The sequence below is a fragment of the Corynebacterium jeddahense genome (assembly GCF_028609865.1).
GTDB classification, from domain to species: domain Bacteria; phylum Actinomycetota; class Actinomycetes; order Mycobacteriales; family Mycobacteriaceae; genus Corynebacterium; species Corynebacterium jeddahense.
In genome coordinates, this window is the sequence record NZ_CP063194.1 from 1,973,024 (window position 1) to 1,994,971 (window position 21,948).

General features: G+C 69.8%; 20 protein-coding genes and 2 tRNA genes. 12 read left to right on the forward strand and 10 right to left on the reverse strand.

Going from position 1 to position 21,948, the window contains the following annotated elements; translation table 11 throughout:
• Positions 1-118: 118 nt before the first annotated feature.
• Positions 119-1,489, reverse strand: a complete 1,371-nt coding sequence (gene tig, locus CJEDD_RS09550) for a trigger factor (protein WP_042405036.1) — start codon at positions 1,487-1,489, stop codon at positions 119-121.
• An 81-nt stretch (positions 1,490-1,570) separates the two neighbouring features.
• Positions 1,571-1,644 (reverse strand) — tRNA-Pro (locus tag CJEDD_RS09555).
• A 297-nt stretch (positions 1,645-1,941) separates the two neighbouring features.
• Between CJEDD_RS09555 and CJEDD_RS09560 the strand changes: the two genes are divergently transcribed.
• A complete protein-coding gene (locus CJEDD_RS09560; RefSeq protein WP_273657494.1) occupies positions 1,942-3,123 on the forward strand; it encodes an IS1249 family transposase in 1,182 nt (393 codons plus the stop codon).
• A gap of 56 nt (positions 3,124-3,179) precedes the next feature.
• On the opposite strand, the gene CJEDD_RS09565 is transcribed toward CJEDD_RS09560, so the two are convergent.
• Positions 3,180-3,254, reverse strand: a tRNA-Gly gene (locus CJEDD_RS09565).
• Positions 3,255-3,372: 118 nt separating this feature from the next.
• Between CJEDD_RS09565 and CJEDD_RS09570 the strand changes: the two genes are divergently transcribed.
• The 8 genes from CJEDD_RS09570 (at position 3,373) to CJEDD_RS09605 (ending at position 12,103) form a co-directional block, all read left to right on the forward strand.
• On the forward strand, positions 3,373-4,119 hold the full coding sequence (locus tag CJEDD_RS09570; protein WP_420536346.1) for a DUF1542 domain-containing protein: 747 nt from the start codon (positions 3,373-3,375) through the stop codon (positions 4,117-4,119).
• Between the two features lie 64 nt (positions 4,120-4,183).
• A complete protein-coding gene (locus tag CJEDD_RS09575) occupies positions 4,184-4,960 on the forward strand; it encodes an electron transfer flavoprotein subunit beta/FixA family protein (protein WP_042410370.1) in 777 nt (258 codons plus the stop codon).
• Between the two features lie 9 nt (positions 4,961-4,969).
• Positions 4,970-5,899 (forward strand): electron transfer flavoprotein subunit alpha/FixB family protein, encoded by a 930-nt coding sequence (locus tag CJEDD_RS09580; protein ID WP_042410373.1) that lies wholly within the window; start codon positions 4,970-4,972, stop codon positions 5,897-5,899.
• Positions 5,899-7,410 carry a cytochrome b/b6 domain-containing protein gene (locus CJEDD_RS09585; protein WP_273657496.1) on the forward strand — a complete coding sequence of 504 codons (1,512 nt, stop codon included), beginning with the start codon at positions 5,899-5,901 and terminating at the stop codon, positions 7,408-7,410. Before CJEDD_RS09580 ends, CJEDD_RS09585 begins: the two co-directional genes overlap by 1 nt.
• Before the next feature lie 111 nt (positions 7,411-7,521).
• A complete protein-coding gene (locus CJEDD_RS09590; protein ID WP_042409759.1) occupies positions 7,522-8,457 on the forward strand; it encodes an FTR1 family iron permease in 936 nt (311 codons plus the stop codon).
• Positions 8,454-9,704: an iron uptake system protein EfeO gene (gene efeO / locus CJEDD_RS09595; protein WP_042409762.1), complete on the forward strand. Its 1,251-nt coding sequence runs from the start codon at positions 8,454-8,456 to the stop codon at positions 9,702-9,704. Before CJEDD_RS09590 ends, efeO begins: the two co-directional genes overlap by 4 nt.
• A gap of 12 nt (positions 9,705-9,716) precedes the next feature.
• On the forward strand, positions 9,717-10,952 hold the full coding sequence (locus CJEDD_RS09600) for a Dyp-type peroxidase (protein ID WP_042409765.1): 1,236 nt from the start codon (positions 9,717-9,719) through the stop codon (positions 10,950-10,952).
• Between the two features lie 110 nt (positions 10,953-11,062).
• Positions 11,063-12,103, forward strand: a complete 1,041-nt coding sequence (locus CJEDD_RS09605) for an HNH endonuclease signature motif containing protein (protein WP_273657497.1) — start codon at positions 11,063-11,065, stop codon at positions 12,101-12,103.
• 59 nt (positions 12,104-12,162) lie between these two features.
• Here CJEDD_RS09605 and CJEDD_RS09610 read toward each other — a convergent pair whose 3' ends face one another.
• From CJEDD_RS09610 to CJEDD_RS09625, 4 genes are read right to left on the reverse strand one after another with little or no spacing between them, the layout of a single operon-like run.
• The gene (locus CJEDD_RS09610; protein WP_042410522.1) at positions 12,163-12,957 is read right to left on the reverse strand and encodes an N-formylglutamate amidohydrolase; all 795 of its coding nucleotides are present in this window, start codon (positions 12,955-12,957) and stop codon (positions 12,163-12,165) included.
• The gene (locus CJEDD_RS09615) at positions 12,938-14,695 is read right to left on the reverse strand and encodes a glycosyltransferase (RefSeq protein ID WP_273657498.1); all 1,758 of its coding nucleotides are present in this window, start codon (positions 14,693-14,695) and stop codon (positions 12,938-12,940) included. The genes CJEDD_RS09610 and CJEDD_RS09615 overlap by 20 nt, the downstream gene beginning before the upstream one ends.
• Positions 14,692-15,810, reverse strand: coding sequence for a glycosyltransferase family 4 protein (locus tag CJEDD_RS09620; protein ID WP_042406859.1), 1,119 nt, complete (start codon positions 15,808-15,810; stop codon positions 14,692-14,694). The genes CJEDD_RS09615 and CJEDD_RS09620 overlap by 4 nt, the downstream gene beginning before the upstream one ends.
• A complete protein-coding gene (locus CJEDD_RS09625; protein ID WP_042406857.1) occupies positions 15,807-16,736 on the reverse strand; it encodes a glycosyltransferase in 930 nt (309 codons plus the stop codon). Before CJEDD_RS09625 ends, CJEDD_RS09620 begins: the two co-directional genes overlap by 4 nt.
• A 36-nt stretch (positions 16,737-16,772) precedes the next feature.
• Between CJEDD_RS09625 and CJEDD_RS09630 the strand changes: the two genes are divergently transcribed.
• From CJEDD_RS09630 to CJEDD_RS09640, 3 genes are read left to right on the forward strand one after another with little or no spacing between them, the layout of a single operon-like run.
• The gene (locus tag CJEDD_RS09630; protein WP_042406854.1) at positions 16,773-17,612 is read left to right on the forward strand and encodes a WcbI family polysaccharide biosynthesis putative acetyltransferase; all 840 of its coding nucleotides are present in this window, start codon (positions 16,773-16,775) and stop codon (positions 17,610-17,612) included.
• A complete protein-coding gene (locus CJEDD_RS09635) occupies positions 17,609-18,478 on the forward strand; it encodes a glycosyltransferase family protein (RefSeq protein ID WP_042406851.1) in 870 nt (289 codons plus the stop codon). Before CJEDD_RS09630 ends, CJEDD_RS09635 begins: the two co-directional genes overlap by 4 nt.
• Positions 18,454-19,560 (forward strand): glycosyltransferase family 2 protein, encoded by a 1,107-nt coding sequence (locus CJEDD_RS09640; RefSeq protein WP_157034457.1) that lies wholly within the window; start codon positions 18,454-18,456, stop codon positions 19,558-19,560. The genes CJEDD_RS09635 and CJEDD_RS09640 overlap by 25 nt, the downstream gene beginning before the upstream one ends.
• Here the strand turns inward: CJEDD_RS09640 and CJEDD_RS09645 are convergent, their stop codons facing one another.
• The 3 genes from CJEDD_RS09645 to CJEDD_RS09655 all read right to left on the reverse strand — a co-directional run bounded on the left by CJEDD_RS09645 (position 19,561) and on the right by CJEDD_RS09655 (position 21,943).
• Positions 19,561-20,778, reverse strand: a complete 1,218-nt coding sequence (locus CJEDD_RS09645; protein ID WP_081764519.1) for an ATP-binding protein — start codon at positions 20,776-20,778, stop codon at positions 19,561-19,563. It lies immediately after the preceding gene.
• Between the two features lie 68 nt (positions 20,779-20,846).
• Positions 20,847-21,320, reverse strand: coding sequence for a ribose-5-phosphate isomerase (locus CJEDD_RS09650; RefSeq protein ID WP_042406844.1), 474 nt, complete (start codon positions 21,318-21,320; stop codon positions 20,847-20,849).
• Between the two features lie 5 nt (positions 21,321-21,325).
• On the reverse strand, positions 21,326-21,943 hold the full coding sequence (locus tag CJEDD_RS09655; protein ID WP_042406860.1) for a mycothiol-dependent nitroreductase Rv2466c family protein: 618 nt from the start codon (positions 21,941-21,943) through the stop codon (positions 21,326-21,328).
• Positions 21,944-21,948 lie beyond the last annotated feature (5 nt).

The following is a 21,948-nucleotide window of genomic DNA, read 5'->3' on the forward strand; positions in this document are numbered from 1 at the left end:
GCGGGGTGCGCCGGCTCCGAGCCTGTTCGCTACCAGCGTACGCGTCTGAGTTGTGGGGCAGAGGCACACGAAAGCGGCCGAGACGCGAGCGCGCCTCGGCCGCTGTGTGAGAGAAGGGCTACTTCTCCTCGGCCGTCGTCTCCGCAACCTCGGCGTCGGCGTCGTCCTCAATCTCTCCGAAGTACTCGTTCGGGTCGATTGTGTTGCCGGCCTCGTCCTTCACGGACGTGCGGGAGATGGCGGCGGCGAGGGCCTTGCCGCGGCGCACGTCGGAGAAGAGGTTGGCGATCTGGCCGGACTGCTGCAGCTGGGCCACGAACTGGTTCGGGTCCATGCCGTAGGACTGCGCGGTGAACAGGATGTGGTCGGTGAGTTCCTGCTGGGAAACCTCCGGCTGCTCCGCCTCGGCGACGGCGTCGAGGAAGAGCTGGGTGCGCACGGACTCCTCAGCCTGCTGGCGGGACTGCTTGTCGAACTCCTCGCGGGTCGTGCCCTGGGCCTCGAGCAGCTGGGCGAACGCGGCCTCGTCGTGCGCCATCTGGCCGAGGATCTGGTGGAGCTGGTTGTGCACCTGCTCGTCGACGATGGACTCCGGCAACGCGAACTCGACCTGCTCGAGGGCCGCCTTGAGCACCTCGTCGCGGATGTCGGCGGCCTGCTGCGCCTTCGCATTCTCCTCGACCTGCTCGCGGGTCGCCTCGCGCAGCTCGTCGGCGGTGTCGAACTCAGAAGCCATCTGCGCGAACTCGTCGTCGAGCTCCGGCAGGACGCGCTCCTTCGTCTGCTGGACGGTGACCTTCACGGTCGCCTCCTCGCCCTTGTGGTCGCCGAACTGCACCTCGCTGGTGAACTCGGCGTCCTCGCCGGTCTTCAGACCCTTGATGGCCTTGTCCAGGCCATCGATGAGTTCGTCGTGGCCCACGTGGTAGGTCAGCCCCTCGGCGCCGAGCTCCCCGAGCTTCTCGCCGTCGATGGTGGCCTCGAGGTCGATGACCGCGAAGTCGTCCTTCTTCAGCTTGCGCTTCGTGTCCTTCAGCTCGCCGAAGCGCTCGCGGAGGGTATCCAGCTCGGCGTCGACCGCGGCGTCGTCAAGCTTGAGCTCCGGGACGGTGACGTCAATCTTGGAGAAGTCCGGCACCTCGATCTCCGGGCGGACGTCCATTTCCGCGGTGAACTCGACAACGTCGTTGTCCTCGATCTTCGTGATCTCGATCTCGGGCTGGCCGAGCGGGTTGAGGTCGTTTTCCAGGAGCGCCCGCTCGTAGCGCGTCGGGAGCATGTCGTTGACGACCTGCTCGAGGATCGGGCCGCGGCCGAATCGGGCGTCGATAAGCTGGCGCGGTGCCTTGCCGCGGCGGAAGCCCGGGATGGTGACCTGCTGCGCGATGGCCGCGTACGCCTGGTCGATCTCCTTGCCGAGCTCGTCGAACGGCACGCTGACGTTGAGCTTCACGCGGGTGTCGCTGAGCTTGTCGACGGAAGTCTTCACGGATTTCTCCTGTACTAGTTCGTGGAAACGAGTGTCAGATGTTCGTTATGTGGCGGCCCCGCCTTCGCAGGCCCGCCGTTGTCGGGGCGACAGGATTTGAACCTGCGACCCCCTGCTCCCAAAGCAGGTGCGCTACCAAGCTGCGCCACGCCCCGTTCGGTGGTAAAACCGCACGGTATGAGCCGAATCGGGCGACCGCTTGCGGCTCAGGACAGTCATTGTAGCGGGGTATACGACACCCCCAGCATTGAGGGCACAAAAACGCCGGCCCCGCAACCGGAGCCGGCGTTCAGGGTTAAACGACAAAATGTGTGTCCGGATTCGTCGATTTGTTTGGGATGACCAGGGGTAATCCGGAAAGTATATGCTCCTGGAGCTTATATCCGCCCCGGGGCGGCGAAATACTGGGGTGTGACAGCAGCATGTGGTAGTAGCCGGTGTTGGCTTGATCAATGCCGAAGAACCAACCCCGCTGCCAGGTGTGCGGCGGCGAGATGAAACGCAATGGAAAGACTTCTGCCAACCGCACCCGGTGGCGGTGCAAGAACTGCGGCGCTTCCACCACCAAGCAGCGCCCCGATATCACCAACTCCGCAGCCTTCGCAGCATTTATCGCCCACCTCACGACCGGTGCAAGCTTGAACACCGCTGCCGCCGAAGCAGGGTGTCATCCTCGTACCCTGCAACGCCGGTTTGAACACTTCTGGCTAGTTGATATCCCCGATCCCACAATCGGGCACGAAGGCCGGGTTTACGACCAGGTCTTTCTTGACGGCACCTACACCGCCGGTGGGTGTCTCATCGTGGCCGCCACCTTGGATCACGTCATCGCCTGGCACTGGTGCACACGTGAAACCACCCGCGACTACCAAAGACTTCTCGAACGTATCCCCGCACCCCTGATCGCTGTCATCGACGGCGGCCAAGGTGCTGCCAGCGCGATCAAGACATGCTGGCCCACAACGAAAGTGCAGCGCTGCCTCGTCCACGCCCAACGCGTGGTACGCCGGCACACCACCGCACGCCCACGCACCGATGCAGGACGAGCGATCTACCAGCTTGCGCTCAACCTCACGAAAATCACCGATCTTGACGAAGCCGCCGCGTGGGGTGCGCAGCTGCACGAATACGGCACTATCTACCGCGACTGGATGAACCAGAAAACGTGGACAACCGACCCGGCGACACGGCAACGCACCTGGTCATGGACACATGAACGCACCCGCAAGGCCTACAACAGCCTCAACCACCTATGGCGCAACCAGCTGTTATTTGTCTATCTCGACCCACCCGACGGTGTCCTCGATGCCAGCCGGATCAAATCCACCACCAACAGCCTAGAAGGCGGCATCAACGCCCAACTGAAACTGCTGGCCCGCACCCACCGCGGCAGATCCGGGGAGCATCAACGCCGGATGCTGGAGTGGTGGCTGTATCTGCAAACGGAACTGCCTGACGATCCGGTAGAGATCGCCAGGCAGTCCAACTGGGGCCAGGACCAACTCGCCAAAGTATCCACCCTGACCCACAACGAGAACCAAGCCGACCACGAAACCGGACGACCAGCCCTCTACGACAACGCTATCGACACCAACTACACACACTCAATCGGCATCCAAAAAGGCCACATCTAACCCCGCGACACGCCGGAGCCAGACACACATTTTGTCGTTTAACCCGGCGTTCACCTTGGAGGGAATGACGGGAATCGAACCCGCGTCTTCAGCTTGGAAGGCTGAGGTATTAGCCACTATACGACATTCCCGCACGCGTCAGCGCTGCCCGGAATGTTAGCGCAGCCGGGGCAGTTGAACCAAACACGTGCAACGATCCAAGGAGCCACATTGTTCGGTCTGATTTTCCTCTTCTTCATCTTCGCGACCATGCTGTTCCTGCCGATGTCGGGCGGCGGGCGGCGCTCGCCGGGCCCCGCCCCCTCGCGGCGCCAGCTGCGCCAGCAGGAGCAGATTTCGCTTGACGACGCCCTCGCGGACGCCAAACGCTGGACCGACCGGCTCGGCGCCCAGGTGCTCAACCTCTCCGGCACCGACGACGCCTCCCGCCAAGCCATGGCGGACGCCTCGGAGCGCTTCACCGCCGCTTCCGCCGGCCTCGCCGACGCGCGCACCGTGAAGCAGGCGATGCTCGCCCGCGAGTCCGCGCTCGAGGGCCTGCACTACGTCAACGCCGCCCGCGAGATCATGGGCCTGCCCGCCGGCCCGCAGCTGCCGGAGCTCGAGGGCCAGCGCCAGGCCGGTCGCGTGACGGAGCAGCGCACGATCACGCAGCCGGACGGCACCCAGGTCACCGCCTCGCCGTACGCCACCGAATACACCCCGCACTACTACCCCGGCGGCGCGGTGGCGGGCCGCCCGGTTCCGGCGGGCTGGTACTCCACCGCGTGGTGGGCCCCGGCACTGGCCACGGGCGTGTGGGCCGCGGGCTCGATGATGTTCTACTCCGCCCTGTTCGGCGGGATGGCCGGCGCCGCGTCGGCGCAGGCGTTCGAGGCCGGTGGCCTGGGCGACGGGCTCGGTGGCGACCTGGGTGGCGATCTCGACGGCGGAGACTTCGGGGGCGGCGACTTCGGCGATTTCGGCGGGTTCGACTTCGGGGGATTCGACTTCTAGCCGCGCTCGCGCCGTGCGATAGACTGCGCACCGATTGCGTTTGACGTATGTATAAGGAGCCGACGTGCGCATAGCCGTGCTGTTGAAAGAGGTGCCGGACACCTACAGCGACCGCGAGATGAACCTGGAGACCGGCCTCACGGACCGCTCCGGCGACGTGGTGGCCGACGAGGTCGGCGAGCGCGCCGTCGAGGCCGCGCTGCGCATCGCCGAAGCCGCCGGAGACGACACCGTCGTGGAGATCTTGAGCGTCGGCCCGGAATCCGCCGCCGACTCCGTGCGCCGCGGCATCGCCATGGGCGCCGCCGACGCGTACCTCGTTTCCGACGCCGCGCTGGCGGGCGCGGACGTGACGTTGACTGCGGAGGTGCTGGCGAAGCTCGTCGAGAAGCAAGGCTACGACCTCGTCATCGCGGGCGCGGAATCCTCCGACGGCGGGTCGGGCGTGATCGCCCCGATGATCGGCGAGCTGCTCGGCTGGCCGGCGCTGACGAACCTCACCGAGGTGGCCGTCGCGGACGGGCGCGTCACCGCGACGCAGGCCTCCGACGGCGCGACCGTCGAGCTCGCGGCCGCGCTACCCGCCGTCGTCTCGGTCGCGGACGAGTTCGCGGACCCGCGCTACCCCAACTTCAAGGGGCTCATGGCCGCGAAGAAGAAGGAGCTGCACGCCGTCACGCTCGCCGACCTGGGCGTCGACGCGGAGGACTTCACTCGCCCCCGCGCGATCATGGTCGCCATCGAGCGCCGCCCGGAGCGCGAGCGCGGCGAGATCCTCGACGCGAACTCGACGTCGTCCGCCCGCCTCGTCGACTTCCTCGAATCGAAGAACCTCATCTAAGGAGCCCGCATGCCTGCAATTCTCGTTGTCCCGGACCGCTCCTTCGACAGCGGCGTGGATCACGGCGCCGCGGAGCTCATTGGCGCCGCCAGCGCGCTCGGTACGCCCGTCGTCCTCGCCGACGACGCCGCCCACGTCGACGAGCTCGGTTCGCTCGGCGCCGCCACGGTGCTCGTCGCTTCGCAGCCGCGTATCGACGCCGTTTCCGCCGCCTACGCCGCCACCCACCCCGACGCCGTCCTGTTCTCCCACACGGTGCGCGGGCGCGAGGCCGCCGGCCGTTTCGCGGTGCGCGAGCGGCTCGCCCTGCTCACCGACGCCGTGGCCGTGCGCCGCGACGACGAAGGCGTGGTCACCGACCACCAGAACTTCGGCGGCGCATACTCCGCCACCGCGGCCGCAACCCACTCCGCGCCGGTGGTGACGGTGCGCCCGGGCTCCTGCGAGACCCGGGCGGCCGCCGCGACCCCGGAGGTGCGCGAGCTCGACGTCGAGGCGTCCGGCGCGCGCGAGGCGGAGGTCGTCGCCGTCACGCCGGTTGAGCGCACCTCGAGCAGGCCCGACCTGCTCACCGCGGACAAAGTCGTCGCCGGCGGCGTCTCCCTCGGCGATGAGGACATGTTCGAAGAGCTCGTCGGCGGTCTCGCGGACGCGCTCGGCGCCGCCGTCGGCGCGACGCGCTCCGCCGTCGACGAGGGCCAAGTGCCCTACGAGGCCCAGATCGGCCAGACCGGCGTGGTGGTCAGCCCGAAGCTCTACGTCGGCGTCGGCATCTCCGGCGCGGTGCAGCACCTCGTGGGCATGCAGACCGCCGACACCATCGTGGCCATCAACAACGACGAGGACGCGCCCATCTTCGAGATCGCCGACTTCGGCATCGTCGGCGACCTTTTCGACGTCGTCCCCGAGGTGATCAAGGAAATCGAGGCACGCAAGTAATGCAGGTCCAACTCCGCCGCGGCTTGCCGCGCACCCCCGGCGGCGAACCATGGCCGCCCGCCGGCACCGTCGAGGTGGCTGCCGACCCCGTACCCTTGGCGGGAGTCGCGGAAGCCGCGCCCGCCGCGGACGCCGCCACTGGCACCGTCGCCGCTGGCACCGCCGCCGCTGGCACCGTCGCCACTGTCGACGTGCCGCTGCGCCGCGGCCTGCCGCGCACGCCCGGCGGCGAGCCGTTCCCGCCCGCGGGCACCGTGCGCGTCGCCGCGTCGGTGGCGGTGGAGGTGCCGGCAGCGGCGGCTGCTCCGGCCGCTGCTGCCGAGGCCGCCACGCCCGCCGCCGGCACCGTCGAGGTGGCCCTGCGCCGCGGCTTGCCGCGCACGCCCGGCGGCGAGCCGTTCCCGCCCGCGGGCACCGTGCGCGTCGCCGCACCGGTGGCGGTCGCGGAGCCGACACCGGAGCAGCAACCCGCGCCGGACGCGCTTGCACAGCCTGCTGAGCCCGCTGAGCCGACGGTGCTCGCGGACGCGGTCGCGAAGACCGCGCCGGCGCAGAAGCCGGAGCGCACAGCGCAGCCGACACGCGCAGCGAAGCCGGCGCCCGCGCCGGCGCAGAAGCGGGGGCGGGTGGAACCGGAGGTCGTCGATACGCAACGGCGCTGGGTGCCGTGGGCGATCGGTGCGCTCGTAGTGCTCGCCGCGGCGATCCTCGGCGCGCGCTGGTACGTGGGCACCGACTCGGGCGCCGACTTTATCGCCCGCTACGACGGCGCGCAGCCGCTGCCGGACGACGCCCCCGTCGGCCTCCCCGCGTGGCTGAACTGGGCGCACGCGTTCAACATGTTCCTCATGGCGCTCATCGTGAAGACGGGCCTCGACGTGCGCCGCGAGAAGCGCCCCGAGGCGTACTGGACGCCGACCAAGGGCGGGAAGAAGATCTCCGTCACGCTGTGGCTGCATAACGTGCTCGACGTGGCGTGGGTGGTGCTCGGCGCCGTGTTCTACGTGCTGCTGTTCACCACCGGGCAGTGGGTGCGCATCGTTCCTACGAGCTGGGACGTCTTCCCCAACGCGGTGTCCGCGGGGCTGCAGTACCTCTCGCTCGACTGGCCGACGGAACACCCGTGGGTGTTCTACAACGCGCTGCAGGAGCTCGCGTACTTTGTCACCGTGTTCGTCGCGGCGCCGCTCGCGATCCTCTCGGGCTGGCGGATGAGCGGGATGTGGCCGAAGTCGTGGGCGAAGCCGCCGGTCGCGTGGGCGCGCGCGGTGCACTTCCCCACCATGGTCTACTTCCTCGCGTTCGTGGCGGTGCACGTCTTCCTCGTGCTCACCACGGGCCTGCGCGGCAACTTCAACGCGATGTTCGCAGCGCGTGACGACGCGACCGGTTGGACCGGCATCCTGCTCTTCCTCGTCGCCGCGGGCGTTACCGCGCTCGGCTGGTGGGCGGCGCGCACGTCGGTGGTCATGCCGCTCGCGCAGGCGACGGGCAAGGTGTCCAAGCGCTAGCCCCGCAGCGGGCGCGACTTGCGTTTTTTAGGTGGCCCTGAATAGGGTAAGGCTACCCTTAGCCATGTCGTGGCGGGGTGTGTCCCATCGGCATCGAAGAAAGTGGCGCCCATGTCCCTCGCCGCGTTTTTGGTGGGCCTGCGAGAAGGCCTCGAAGCGTCGCTCATCGTCGGCATTTTGCTCGCGGGCTTAAACCGCCGCGGCGCCACGGACGCGAAGCGCAGCCTCTGGTGGGGCGTGGCGCTCGCGGTCATCATCTGCACGTCGCTCGGCGCGCTGTTTACGTTCGGCCGCTACGGCCTGACGTTCCGCGCGCAGGAGGCGATCGGCGGCATCCTCTCGCTCGTGGCCGTCGCCATGGTCACCGCCATGGTGTTGTCGATGTCGAACCGCAACGGCGTCATGCGCAAGGTGCTCGACGCCAAGACCGGGGAGGCCGTCGCCGCCGGCGCCACCGCGATGTTCTGGCTCTCGTTCATCACCGTCGGCCGCGAGGGTCTCGAGCTCACGCTGCTCATGTGGGGCTGGGTCGTGCAGCCGTCCGCGATCATCGGCGCGTTCGCCGGCATCGCGGTGGCCGTCGCGATGGGCTGGGCGATCTTCAAGGGCGCGCTGCAGATGAACATGCGCACGTTCTTCCGCGTCTCCTCCGCGCTGCTCATCATCGTCGCCGCCGGCATCCTCGCCTACGCCATCCACGACCTACAGGAGGCGCGGTTCTTGCCGGGGCCCTACTCCGGCGCGCCCATCGCGCCGACGCACCCGCGCACCGGCGAAGTGCTCGTGGGGTTTGCCACGTACCCGTTCTGGATGGCGTCGTTCCCCTTCGGGTGGTCGTTCGACCTCGAGGACGCGATCGACCCGACCGGTGTGCTGGCCACGTTCGCCAAGGCACTCACCGGGTTCGAGCCGAAGATGTCGTGGCTGCAGGTCATCGGTTGGATCACGTACATCGCCGTGGTCGTGCCGGTGTTTGTCTCGCACTTGAGGAAGGACCGGGCGGACCGACCGGTCGTCGATACGCAACTAGCAAAGGAACCAGTATGACCACCCGCCGCACACTTGCCCTGCTGGCCGCCACGCCGCTCGCGCTGATCCTCGCCTCGTGCGTGGAAAACGCCGCGGACGGCGACGCGATCAAGGTGACCGCGAACGCCGATACCTGCAAGGTCAGCGCCGACCACGCCGAGTCGGGCGCGCGCACCTTCTCCGTCACCAACGACGGCGAGCAGGTCACCGAGTTCTACCTGCTGGGCAACGACGGGCTGCGCGTCATCGCCGAGCGCGAAAACATCGCCCCGGGCGAGACCGCGGACCTCACCGTCACGCTCATGCCGGGCGACTACTACACCGCCTGCAAGCCGGGCCTGCGCGGGCCGAACGTCGGCCAGGCCCCGTTTACCGTCACCGGTGAGGCCGTCGCGGTGGACGAGAGCGATCAGCAGCGTTTCGACGACGCCGTGGCCTCCTACGTCAACTTCACCAAGAACGAGGTCGGCGAGCTCGTGCCCGCGGTGGAGAGGTTTGCCGCCGCCTACGCCGCAGGCGACGACGAGCAGGCGCGCCAGCTCTACCCCGCCACCCGCGTGCACTACGAGCGCATCGAGCCGATCACGGAGGCGCTGGGCATCCTCGATCCGAAGATCGACTACCGCGAGATCGACTACCTCGCCGAGGCCGACGAGCTCGCGAAGGAGGACCCGAACTTCACCGAGTGGCGCGGCTTCCACCGCATGGAGAAGGACCTGTGGGTGCCGGACAAGGGCGCGAAGAACGCCGACGGCGCCGACGCCTGGCAGGATTGGCAGCCCTCGGACCCGGCGAAGCGCAAGCAGCTCGCGGACCAGCTCGTCGCGGACGTGAAGGACCTCGAGTCGCTCGTGAACGACCCGAACTTCGTCGACGACCAGCAGATCACCATCGACTCGGTGTCCAACGGCGCGATCTCGCTGCTCGAGGAGATCGCCACCAACAAGGTCACCGGCGAGGAAAATTGGTGGAGCCACAAGGACCTCTCCGACTTCGCCGCGAACCTGCAGGGCTCGCGCATCGCCTTCGACCTCGTCGCCCCGATTGCGAAGGACCGTGGCGAGGAGGGGCAGAAGCTTGTCGACGACATCAATGCGCGCTACGACGACGTCGAGAAGCTGCTGGCGAAGTATGGCTCGCTCGAGAGCGGCTTCGTCGACTACGACCAGGTGGACGCGTCCCAGCAGGCCGAGCTGACCCGCTCCCTTGACGCGCTGCGCGAGCCGCTGTCGCAGCTCACCGGTACCGTGCTGGGCCTGGGCTAAGGGGGCGCGGCGGTGACGATCAACAGGCGGCAGCTGCTCGCCCTCGGCGGGCTCGGCGCGGCGGGCGCGACGCTGGCGGCGTGCGGCGACGGCGCGTCGTCGAAGCAGGGTTCCGACGACATCGAGGAGCGCGTGGTCGACTTCGCCGGCGAGCACCAGGCCGGCATTATCACGCCGATGCAGAACAACCTGCACTTCGCGGCGTTCGACGTGGACCCGAAGGCGGACCGCGAGGCCGTCGTCGACCTGCTCACGCGCTGGACCGCCGCTGCCCGCCGGCTCGTGCTCGGCGGCGAGGTGAGCGCGAAGGGCGCATTCGGCGGCGGGGAGAAGTTCCCGGCGGACGACTCGGGCGAGGCGGTCGACCACGGCCCCTCCGGGCTCACGCTCACCTTCGGCTTCGGCCGCTCCTTCTTCCGCGATCAGCTGGGCACCGCCGGTAAACTCCCCGCCGAGTTCACCGAGATGCCCACGATGACCAACGACTTTTTGCGCCCCGAGTTCTCCGAGGGCGACATCTGCATCCAGGCGTGCGCGAACGACCCGCAGGTGGCAAGCCACGCGATTCGCAACCTCACCCGCCTCGCCGTGCCCACCGCGACGCTGCGCTGGACCCAGCTCGGCTTCGGGCGCGCGGGCGCAACCGGCACCGAACAGCCGACACCGCGCAACCTGTTCGGCCAGAAGGACGGCACCGCCAACATCCGCGCCGACGAGGACGCGGAGCTGGCGGAGCACGTGTGGATCCCCGCCGACAGCTCCCAGCCGTGGGCCGCGGGCGGGACGTACATGACGGTGCGCCGCATCGCCATGAACATCGAGGTGTGGGACACGCTGCAGCTGCGCGAGCAGGAGCGCGTGACCGGCCGCGACAAGCCGGTCGGCGCGCCGCTGTCCGGCGGCGACGAGTTCACCGAGCCCGATTTCGAGGCGGTCAACGAGCGCGGCAACCCGAAGATCGACCGCGCGTCCCACCTGTTCAACGTGCACCCGGCGCAAAACGACGGCATCCGCATGCTGCGCCGCCCCTTCAACTACGTCGACGGCACGAACGAGCAGGGCCGCATGAACGCGGGTCTGTTCTTCATCGCGTTCACGCAGACGCCGGAGCGTTTCGCGCGCGTGCACAAGTCGATGTCGCGCGACGAGATGTTCACCGAGTACCTCAAGACCACCAACACGGGCACCTACCTCGTCCCGCCCGGCGTTGGGGACGACGGCTACATCGGCGAAGGGCTCTTCGCGTAACGACGACCTCCGGCTCGCTGAGCTGCGGGTTGTGGGATTCTCAGGAAACGTTATCCACATTTCGGCCAAGGTCTTGCCATTGCGGATAGGCGGCGTTTAACGTCGCTGCCATGATGTTCAACGAATTTTGCGAAGCCGGTGTCGAGGTGCTCGCCGGTTTCTCCCACGACGCCGCCCTGGCCGCCGGGCTGTCGACGACCCGGGTGCGCGACCTGGGGCGGGTGTGGGAGGCCTACTACGGGCCGACGAAGTTCACCCGCAAACAGGCTGATGCGCTCGTGTTCGCGGCGGGGATGCCCCTCGACCAGTTAGTGCTCATCGAGAAGAAACTGCGGGTGGTATCCGATGCTGCCGAACGGTGGCGCATCCGCCTCGACCTCGTGCGCCACCGCGGCTCGTATCGCGCCCTGTCCAAGCGCATCACCCGGTTGGTGAAGATTCCGGTGCGCGCACCGCAACCCGCCTGCCGCTTTACTCAGTCCGTCGCAGGGATGCGCACCATGATCTGGACCTACAACGAGCGCGACATCGCCGACCTCGAACACCTGCTACGACGCATGGCCGAATCCGACATCCCCGGTGCCGCGGATCTCGCCCACGCCCTGCGCGCCTTGTTGCACGACGGGGCTGCCGTCCCGAACGCCGCACCCCGGCCCATCGTGTTGGTGCCCATCCCGGACTACCTGCGCATCACCTCCGGTACCGGGGACGACATCACGCTGACGCTCACGGACGGCACGACGATGAGTGGGGCGGAGTTTCTGCGACAGGAGTACGGGGCCACACTCGAGGTCGCGGCGTTCCACCCGCAGGCAGGGGCGGTGAACCTCTACCGCACGAGCCGGCTCGCCAACGGCAAGCAGCGCACCTTGTCGAAACTGCTCAGCCCCGCGTGCGCGTTCCCGGACTGCCGCCACTCGGCCGAAACCACCCAAACACACCACATGCGGGCGTGGAAACACGGGGGCATGACCAACATGAACAACCTCGTGCAACTGTGCCCCCACCACAACGGGGCCAACGACGATGACCGGGAACGCGCGTGGCGCGGCCACATCGATACCCGCGGCGGGCGGATCTACTGGATCGCCCCCAACGGGGCCGAAGTACCCATGACCACCCCCGGCGCCATGGAGCTGCTCTTCGACTAACCCCCACCCCACCCCAAACCCGCCCAACAGGGCGGGCAATTCGGCGCGCCCGAAACCGACTACTGCGGGCGGCCCATGTCCGTGCGCGAGATCTCCACGGCCTTGCGCACCACCTCGGCGAGCGCCGCCTCGACGCGCGGGCGTGACTCGTCGTTCTCGAGCAGGTCCTTGCGCACCTCGAACATCACGGCGAGCACGCTCGCGTTCTTCGCGTAGTCAACCGGCACGTAGGCGCCGGCGAACGGCGTGTTGCGCTCGACGTTGAACCCGGCGGCGGTGAACGCGCGGTCCGCCTCGTCGGCGAGCACGGCCGGCGTGTGCACGGAGTGCGTGCCGATGCACACGTCCGGTAGCAGCTTGCCGGGGTGGATGCGGTACTCCTCGGGCTGGTTGTTGTACGAGTGGATGTCCACGATCACGGCACAGCCGCAGTCCCGCAGCCGCTCGCCCACCAGCTTCGACACCGCGTCGGCGTACGGGAAGTAGTACTGCGCCTTGAGGTCCGCGACGTTCATGTCCAGCGGCCGCAGCGGGTTCCCGTCGGCGAGTTTGGTAAAGATCGCGCCACGCCCCGTCGAGTCCATCGACTCGCGCTCGTTGGAGAACCGCCCCGGGTCCGCGACCAGCCGCGAAAGGTTGTTCACAATCATCCACGGCGCGCACCCGGACTGCTCCGCGGCAGCGGCGGCGAGCGTGTCGGTGTGGTCGTCGGTGACGCGGTCGAGCTCCTGCGCCACCTGCTCGTCGGTCGCGATGAAATCGGCCGCCACCTCCGCCGGGATCTCGCGCGAGGCGTGCGGCACGTGCATGATCACGGGGCAGTCCGCGCTGCCCTCATGGACGGCGAAGTTCATGGTTCCGGATCGTATAGCGCTCGGGGGCATCCTGCTTGACGACGGCACCTTCGGCCACAAACGCATCCAGCCACCCTTGCATGGGAAAACTCCCCCACTTCGCGTAAAACCGGTTCGCGTTGGCGACGATGTCCTCGAGGTGCTCCCACGGCGGCGACGACACCGGGTGCCACTGGTGGAATGCGTGCGCCCCGCCGACCCACACGAGCGGAATGCCGTGGCGCTCGAGCTCGCGGGCGAAGTCGGTGTCCTCCCCGCCGTAGCCCTCGTAGGTCGGGTCGAAGGCGCCGAAGGTGGCGTCGATACGCTGCCACGTCCGCGCGGTGAGCGCGAACGACAGGGACCAGAACAGGTTGTAGTCCTCGGCGTCGACGAGCTCGCCGGGGGCCGGATCGGGGCGCGCGGGGTGCGGGTCGGGGGCGGTGACGCGCAGCTCTCCCTCCTGCATGTACGTCACCGGCCCGGCGACCACGGCGTCCGGGCGCCGCGCGAGCGCGGCAAGGTAGCGTGGCACGAGGGCGTCGGAAGCGAGGCAGTCCGCGTCGAGGAAAATCAGCGCTTTCGCGCCGCGCTCGATGGCCGTGCGCGCGCCGAGGTTGCGCGCGGCGGCGAGGTTGCGCGCGGGCGCGGCGACGACGTGGCTGCGCGGCACCGCCCGTTCCAGCGCGTCGGCGTCGGCGAGCGCGACCGTGACGTGGTCGACGCCGAGCGGCATGAGACCAACCTGGTTGACCAGGTGGTCGAGGCGGTTCGCGTCGGCGAGCGTGATCACGCAGGTGCGCGGCCCGTCCGGGTGCGCTGCCACGCCCGCGATGACCTCGGCGGCCCGGCGCGCCGCGCCGTCGGTCTGCCAGCGCTGCCAGTGCGTCTCGCGCCGCTCGAGCAGCGCGGGCCACTCGTCGGGGGCGGGGAAGGCGGTGCGGACCGTCGCTAAGCCGGCGAGTGCGCGCGCCCCCGCGACCTGTTCGGCGAACGGGCGCGGCTGCGGCAGGACGATTGCCGGGGTGTCCGTCGCGGCGAGGTCCGCGATCGAGTTCTGCCCGCCCGCCGTCACCGCGACGCCGGCGGACTGGAGCAGCACGGTCGGGTCCGCGACGCGCCGCGCGCCGCCGAGGAACGTGAAGCGGTAGTCGGGGCAGACGCGCTCGACCGCCGCCCAGTCCTCCCGCGACCACGTCGAGCCGCCGTGGCCCGCCATGACCACGACGTGGCGCGGGTCGCGCTCGACGCCCGCGCGGGGCACGAGCCGCGAGATCCCGCCGACGGCGTGGAGCCGGTCGGCGTGCGCGCGCAGGTGGGCGGGCACCTCCACCCAGTCCGGCCACGCGGCGACGATCGCGTCGGCCTGCGCGTAGGCGAGCTGGTGCGCGGCGTCCCCGCGGTGGCCCGGCATCGCGTGCACGACGACCGGCACACCCATCGCGCGGACGAACAGCGCGACCTCGCAGGACACGTCGACGTAGAACGCGTCCGGGTGGTGCGCCGCCACCCACGACGCGATCTGCGCGAACCGCTCCTGCAGCGCCGGCAGGCCGGTGGGCGCGTAGTGCAGGGTGCCGCCGGCGGTCATGGCGCGGCCGTGGGAGGCTCCGCCGGCGTCGTCAACGAGGGGGACGTCCGCGCCCTCGGCCGTCGAGAGGATCGCCGCCTCGCGGCCCATCGCGCGCAGCTCGCGCTGGATCTCGCGGGCTCGGTGCATGTGCCCGGCGCCGTGGTGGTGGGCGTAGATGCCGATCACGCGCCGACCACCCGGTTGAACGCCGCGACCTGGCGGTACACCTCGGCGTAGCGCCGCGCCGTCTGGGTGAGCGAGTGGTTGCGCACCACCCATTCGCGCACCACTGCGCGGTCGAGCGTCTGCGCCTTTCGTATCGACGCCGCCAGCGCCCCCACGTCGTCCCCCGGCGCAAGGCACGCCGGCGCGTCGCACAGCAGCTCGCCCATGCCGCCGCGGCGGAAGGCGGCGACCGGCGTTCCGCACGCCATGGCCTCGAACGCGACGAGCCCGAACGGCTCCTCCCAGCGCGGCGTGGCGACGGCGACGGCGCACTGCCCCACGAGCCCCCGCAGTTCGGCGTGGGAGAGCTCGCCGATCCACTCGACGCCGTCGCCGAGGCGCGGCGCGATCTCGTCGCGGAAGTAACGGCGGTCCCCGTTGCGCCCGGCGAGCACGAGCGGCATGCCGGCGGCGCGGCAGGCGTCGATGGCGAGGTGCGGTCCCTTCTCCGGCACGAGGCGGCCGAACCACACGGCGGTGTCGCCGCCCGGGCCGGGCTGCCAGCGGCGCACGTTGACGCCGTTCGGGATGATCACGGGTTCGCTCGGCAGGCGCCAGTTGCTCGCGGTCGTGCGGCTCACGGCGGCGAAGCGCCCGGCGCGCAGGCCCGTGGCGGTGATCGCGTCCTGCATCTCGGGCACCGCGGGGCAGTGCAGCGTGGTGAGCATCGGCATCGGCTCCGGGCTCGCCGCCGACGGGAACATGCGCGGGTTGAGACTGTTGTTGTGCACCACGTCGTAGTCGCGCGCGACGAGCAGGCGCCGCAGCTCAGTAAACGCCGCGTCCTCGCGCTCGCGCCCGCCCGGCGGGTAGCTCGTGTCGGTGGCCTCGTCGGTGCGCTCGCCCCAGTCGACCCCGGGCAGCTCGAAGTCCTTCACGTTGCCGTCGGAGCCCTCGGCGGCGAAGAAGTCCACCTCGTGCCCGTCCTCGCGCAGCGCGGCGACCATCGTGTGGCAAAACGCCTCGAGCCCGCCGGCGTACGGCTCGCGCACGGGGTAGCGCGCCGGGCCGACGAGCGCGATGCGTAGCTTCCGGGTGCGCGGGGCGCGCGTCTGGGGTTGCGCAGCGACCGTCACGCGCCCACCGCCTTCCTGTAGATCTCCTCGTGCGCCCGGCGCACCCGTTCGAGCTGTGCCGCGCGGTCCCCGGCGTAGGGCACCGGCCCGCGCGCGGCGAGCGCGGCCGCCGCCCGGCCCGCAGACGCCCCGTCGCCGGCGCGGTAGACCGCCACGGCCGCCGGCGTGTCGGCCTGGCCCGCGTAGCACCCGACGTCCGGCACGGCGACGGGAACTCCCAGGTCGCGGCACATCTCCAGCCACCCGGAATGGGTGCCCCGAGTGTACGGCAGGATGCACGCGCCCGCGCGCCCGACGGCGGCGTAGAGCGCAGCGTCATCCATCGGCTCGTGGACGATGACGTTCGCATTGCGTATCGACGCGAGCTCCGCCCCCTCATGCACATACACGTCGAGCGGCACCTCGCCGGCCACCGCGGCGTAGAACCCCGGGTCCGCGACGACGTTCGAGCGCAGGGACTTGAGGAACACCGCGGCCCGCCCGCCCGTCTGCGGCTCGCGCGCGGCCCCGACGATGCTCGGGTGCGGCAGCACGTGGACGTCGTTCGCGCCGTAGTCGCGGGCGAGAACCGCGGCGGCTTGGTCGGTGAGCGTGATGAGGGCGCAAGCTTCGTCGATAAGCAACTGCAACCGCTCGTGGTGAGGGGCCTGGTCGGAAAGGTGTGGGTTGTCGAGGTCGTGGACCGTGAGCACGAGCGGGACGGGCAGCGCGGCGCACAGCTCGGCGATCTGAGCCGGAGTGCGGTGCTCGAAGCCGAAGTGGAGGTGGACGAGGTCGACATCGCGCGGCTGCGTCCAGTACTCCGGCTCGAGCGCGGGGTGCGGCCACCAGTGCCCGTCGATGTCCGGGTCTGGCAGGTACTCCACGCCCGCGGGGCGGATCGCCCGTGTGTACGGGTGGTCGGCGGGGATGGAGAGTACGCGCATTCTCCTAATATAAACCTTCTCGCATACTGTGAGGGTATGTCTTTGCTCGTCGTCGTCGGCAACTGCCAGGCGGAGTCCACCCGCAAGCTGCTCATGTCCACCGGCCACTTTTCCGGCGAGCGGATCGCGCCGGTGCACGAGCTCGAGGCGCCCGACATGGGGTGGTTCCTCGACCTCGTGGCCCGAGCCGACGTGCTGGTCACCCAGCCGATCCGCGACGGCTACCGGGGCCTGCCCGTGGGCACCGGCCAGCTGCGCGCGCTGCTGCGCCGCGGGGCGCGCCACGTCGTCGTGCCGGTGCTGCGTTTCGACGGCCTCATGCCCTACCAGGCCATCATCCGCGACCCGGACGAGCCGTCGCTCAACCCGCCGGTGGTGCCGTACCACGACCTGCGCACGCTCTGCCTCGCCGCCGGCGCCGCCCCGGCCCCCGCGCCTTCGCGCGACGCCCTGCGGCGCGCGGCGGCCATGTCCGTCGAGCAGATCCGCGTGCGCGAGCGCGCCCACGGCACCGTCGTGGTGTCGGACTACCTGGAACGTAGCCCCGTCTGGCACACCGTGAACCACCCGGACAACGCGACGCTTACGGCCATGGCAGCGCGCGTGCTCCAGGCGCTCGGGCTGCCGGGCGAGCCGGTGCCGCCGGACTACGAGATGCTCGGCGGGCTCGACGCGCCCGTCGACCCGGCGGCGGCCGCGGCGCTCGGCGTGGACGTCGCCGGCCGCGGCGAGTGGCGCGACCGCAAGGCCGGCCCCATCGACGCCGCCGAGATCGCCGCCGCGCAGCTCGAGTTCTACCGGCAGCGCCCCGCGCTCGTCGCGCACGGGCTTGCGCGCCACGCGGAGCGCATCGCCAAACTAGGGTTGCTGCCATGAAGCATTTGATCGTCGGCCCCGACGGCCACGGCGTGACCGAGTACGCGCTCGGGCTCGCGCGCGCCACCGGCGCCGACGTCATCCGCGAAGAGGCGTTCACCGACGCCCCGCTTCCCGACGAGCCCATCCACGTCACCTTTACCGACCACCTCTTCGGCGACACCGCAAAGACGCTGCTGGAGCGCCTCGGGCCGCGGCCGTTCTCGGTGAGCCTGCACGACATCCCGCAGCCCGAGGAGGGGCGCGAGCGCTACGAGCGCCGCGCCGAGATCTACCGCGAGCTCGCCGACGCCGCCGCGCTTGCCGTGGTGAACTCCCGCCACGAGGCGCGCTTCTTCGGCGGCGCAGTCCCGTCCATCTACCTGCCCATCCCGGTCATCGACTCCCCTTTCAACCCGGAGCCCGGCACCATCGGCGTCCTCGGCTTCCTCTACCCCGGCAAGGGCCACGAGGACCTCATCGCCGCGCTGCCGGAGCGCCGCCTGCGCTTCCTCGGCGCGGTCTCAGCAGGCCACGAGGCGTGGGCCGCGACGCTCAGCGCGGAGATCACCGGCTGGCTTACCGACGCCGAGCTCGCCCGCGAGATGGGGCGCATCGCCGTGCCGGCCTGCCCGCACCGGCACTTCTCCGCCTCAGGCTCGCTCATGACGTGGCTCGGCGCGGGCCGCGCCGTGTTAGTCACCGACTCCGACTACGCCCGCGAGATCGACGCCTGGCTGCCTGGGCGGCTCACGCTGGTGGGTGGCGGTGGGTGGCGGGACGCCGTCGATACGCATGAGCCCCGGCGGGTGGCGCCGCCGGCGTACGGGTGGGCCGAGGTTGCCGAACAATGGGAGGAACAATGGCGTTTCGCTGGCCTGACGTAAGCGTGGTCATCCCGCACTACAACGACCCCGCCTCGCTGGAGCGGGTCGTGCACGCCGTGCGCGCGCAGGACTACGCGGGCGCGGTGGAGATCGTCGTCGCCGACGACGGCTCCGCCGAACCGCCCGCGATCGACGGCGTGCGCGTCGTGCGGCAGGCGGACGAGGGCTTCCGCGCCGCCGCCGCGCGCAACCTCGGCGCCGCCGCCGCCACCGGCGAGGTGCTCGCGTTCCTCGACGCCGACACCGTGCCAGAGCCCGGCTACCTCTCCGCGGTGGTGCCGCACATCGTGGGCGACGAGCGCGCCGTCGTCGTCGGGTCGCGCCGCACGGGCGCGGCGGGCACCGAGCCGCAGTGGCTTCTCGACGCCTGGGACGCCACCGCCAACCTCCGCCACGCCAACCACGCCTCGTGGCGCTACATCATCTCCGCGGTGCTCACGTGCTCGCGCGCGTTCTTCGAGCAGGTCGGCGGCTTCGACGGCTCGTTCGTCGGCTACGGCGGCGAGGACTGGGAGTTCGGCTTCCGCGCCTGGAACGCCGGCGCGACGTTCGTCCACGAGCCGAACGCCGTCGCGCACCACCCGGCGGAGGACTTCGGCATGCGTTTCGACGACCCTGCGGACGCCATCGCCGTCAAAAACGCCGAGTCGCTCGCGCTCGCCCGGCGCGTCACGCACCCGCTCGCGCGGCCGGAGGGCGTCATCTTCGACACGTTCGATATGCAGGTCGAGGTGCCCGAGCTCGAGGGCGAGGGCGTGCGCGACTTCGTCATCGCGGAGTGGCTCAAGGTCGGCGCGTACGTGCGCGTCGGCGAGGTGCCGCAGCTGTTCCGCGCTGACCCGCGCGTGGGCACCGCGGACGTGGCGGCGCGGGTGAACGTGGCGGTGGGTGCGGGGTGGGCGCCGCAGGACGTCGATACGCTGCTGGCGCAGGAGTACGTCCTCTGCCCCGACGGGACGATGGTGCGCACCGCGCGCGCCGGGGCGCTCGGGCTCGAGCCGGCGGCCGCGAACCCCGAGGACATCGGGCTCACGCCGGTGCAGGGGCCGCTCCAGCTCGAGCGCTACTTCGCCGGCTGGTAGCTACAGCGCCGCGCGGCGCGCGAGGAAGTCGAACGCGTTGACGTGGGTCACCTGCCCGGTCGCCAGCGGGATTCGTTCGCCGGTGAGCAGTACGCAGTTCGCCCCGGGGGGAAGGCCGCGGAACGAGGCGAGTTCGCGCTGCAGCACGGACTCGTCCAGCGCCGACAGCGCAACCTGGATGAAGCGCGTCTCGTCGCCCTTGCGCGCGAGGAAATCGATCTCTCCGCCCGGGCCAACGCCGGTGAAGAGCTCGAAGCGCTGCCGCAGGAGCTCGAGGTAGACCTGGTTTTCTAGGTCGTGCCCGGTGTTGGAGCCGCGGCGGCCCGTCAGCGCGTCGCGCAGCCCAGCGTCCACCCAGTAGTACTTCGGCGTGGACTTGAGCCACCCTCTGCCGCGGGTGTCGTACCGGTGGCACGGGTAGACAAGGTGGGCGTCGACCATGAGCGCGAGGTAGCGGTCGACGGTGTCGGTACTGACCTTGTGCCCCTGCGACGTCAGCGTGTTGGCCACCTTGTTCGCGGAGAGCGGCGAGCCCGCGTTATCCATGACGAAGGCGGCGACCTTGAGAAACACGGAGGTGTCTCGCACGCCTCCGCGGATGGCAATGTCGCGGGTGAAGATGGAGTCGAACAGATCCCGGTTCAGCTGGCGGGTCATGTCGGGCGACTCTGCGAGGACGCTGCGCGCGAACCCGCCGACCGTCATCCATTTCTGGTAGGACTCCTCGACGGGTTCCGCACTCTCCCCGTCTTCCGCGGAGGTGAAGAGACGGAACTCGGCGAGCGAAAGCGGGAAGACCTCGACGGTGACGTATCGCCCGGCCAGGTACGTCAGCCCCTCCCCCGCGAACATCGACGCGTTGGATCCGGTGACGCAGATTTCGAGGTCGCCCGACGCGCGCAGCGAGTTGATCACTCTCGCCCACTGGTCGAGTTCTTGTACCTCGTCGACGTGGAGGTGCGTGACACCCCGCTCGACGCTGTCGCGGACGTGCGCGTGGAACGCGGCGGCGTCGCGCAGGGGATCGTAGGCCAGATCCTCGAAATTGATGGTGAGGATGGCGTCCGGGTCGACGCCATCCGCCACGAGCTCATGGCGGTACAGCTCAAGCAGCGTCGATTTGCCGCTTCGCCGTACCCCCGTGAGTAGCCGGACGAGGTCGTTTCCCTCGACGGCGCGAAGCTCGGCGAGGTACTGGGGCCGGGGAAGAATGTTCACGATTTACGATCGTAATCGTAAATGCTGCGGAAGCGGGGAGGATTTACGATCGTGATCGTAAATCGCGCCTACTCCGCGGGCAGCGCCGGCGCGATGCCGGTGCGCTCGTACTCGGCGAGGATGTCGATGCGGCGCTGGTGGCGCTCCTCCCCGCTCCACGGCTGGGACACAAAAGCGTCGACGATCGCGAGCGCCTCCTCCTCCGTGTGCAAGCGCCCGCCGATGCCGATGAGCTGCGCGTTGTTGTGCTCGCGCGCGAGCTTCGCGGTCTCCTCGGACCACGCGAGCGCGCAGCGCGCACCCTTCACCTTGTTCGCCGCGATCTGCTCGCCGTTGCCGGAGCCGCCGAGCACGATGCCGAGCGAGCCCGGGTCCTTCACAACAGCCTCCGCCGCGGCGATGCAGTACGCCGGGTAGTCGTCGGCGGCGTCGAACTCGTGCGCGCCGCAGTCGGTCACGTCGAAGCCCTGCGCCTCGAGGTGGGCCTTGATCTGGTTCTTCCGCTCGAATCCGGCGTGGTCTGCTCCAAGGTAAATACGCATGGGCCCTAGCGTACTTGCGGGTCTTCGGTGCGGGTGCGCTTGAGTTCGAAGAAGTACGGGTAGCTCGCGAGTCCCACGGCGTGGTCGAACAGCTCGCCCGCCTCCTCGCCCTCCGGCACGCGGGTGATCACGGGGCCGAAGAACGCGGTGCCGTTGAGCGCCACCACCGGTGTGCCCACGTCGTCGCCGACGGCCTCGATGGCCTTCGCGTGGAAGCCGCGCAGCAGGTCGTCGCACTCGGTGGTGTTGGCCACCTCGGCGAAGTGCTCGGGCAGGCCGACCTCGGCGAGCGCCTTCGCGATGATCTCGTCGTACGCGCCGTAGCCCTGCTTGTGGCCCTCCCCGCCCGGGTGCACGAGCGTGCCCATCGCGGTGTAGAGCGCGTCGACCTGGTCCGGGCGTTCCTCCTTCACCTTCGCGAAGACGCGCGCCGGGCCCCAGTTCGCCTCCATCGCGGCGGCGTAGTCGGCCGGCAGGTCCCTCCCGTCGTTAAGCACTGCGAGCGACATGGGCACCCACTCGACGTCGATGTCGCGAACCTTTTGCACTTCCTTCATCCAACGCGACGTCTGCCAGCAGAACGGGCACGCCACGTCGAACCAGAATGTCACCTGTTCAGTCATGGTGT

Bases quoted from the DNA above. Each gene is read 5' to 3' on its own strand.
- CJEDD_RS09640 (WP_157034457.1), top strand. From the start codon at position 18,454: ATGGCGTTTCGCTGGCCTGACGTAAGCGTGGTCATCCCGCACTACAAC.
- CJEDD_RS09655 (WP_042406860.1), bottom strand. From the start codon at position 21,943: ATGACTGAACAGGTGACATTCTGGTTCGACGTGGCGTGCCCGTTCTGC.
- efeO (WP_042409762.1), top strand. From the start codon at position 8,454: ATGACCACCCGCCGCACACTTGCCCTGCTGGCCGCCACGCCGCTCGCG.
- CJEDD_RS09650 (WP_042406844.1), bottom strand. From the start codon at position 21,320: ATGCGTATTTACCTTGGAGCAGACCACGCCGGATTCGAGCGGAAGAAC.
- CJEDD_RS09635 (WP_042406851.1), top strand. From the start codon at position 17,609: ATGAAGCATTTGATCGTCGGCCCCGACGGCCACGGCGTGACCGAGTAC.
- CJEDD_RS09580 (WP_042410373.1), top strand. From the start codon at position 4,970: ATGCCTGCAATTCTCGTTGTCCCGGACCGCTCCTTCGACAGCGGCGTG.
- CJEDD_RS09610 (WP_042410522.1), bottom strand. From the start codon at position 12,957: ATGAACTTCGCCGTCCATGAGGGCAGCGCGGACTGCCCCGTGATCATG.
- CJEDD_RS09590 (WP_042409759.1), top strand. From the start codon at position 7,522: ATGTCCCTCGCCGCGTTTTTGGTGGGCCTGCGAGAAGGCCTCGAAGCG.
- CJEDD_RS09570 (WP_420536346.1), top strand. From the start codon at position 3,373: ATGCTGTTCCTGCCGATGTCGGGCGGCGGGCGGCGCTCGCCGGGCCCC.
- CJEDD_RS09585 (WP_273657496.1), top strand. From the start codon at position 5,899: ATGCAGGTCCAACTCCGCCGCGGCTTGCCGCGCACCCCCGGCGGCGAA.
- CJEDD_RS09625 (WP_042406857.1), bottom strand. From the start codon at position 16,736: ATGCGCGTACTCTCCATCCCCGCCGACCACCCGTACACACGGGCGATC.
- CJEDD_RS09630 (WP_042406854.1), top strand. From the start codon at position 16,773: ATGTCTTTGCTCGTCGTCGTCGGCAACTGCCAGGCGGAGTCCACCCGC.
- CJEDD_RS09560 (WP_273657494.1), top strand. From the start codon at position 1,942: ATGCCGAAGAACCAACCCCGCTGCCAGGTGTGCGGCGGCGAGATGAAA.
- CJEDD_RS09605 (WP_273657497.1), top strand. From the start codon at position 11,063: ATGATGTTCAACGAATTTTGCGAAGCCGGTGTCGAGGTGCTCGCCGGT.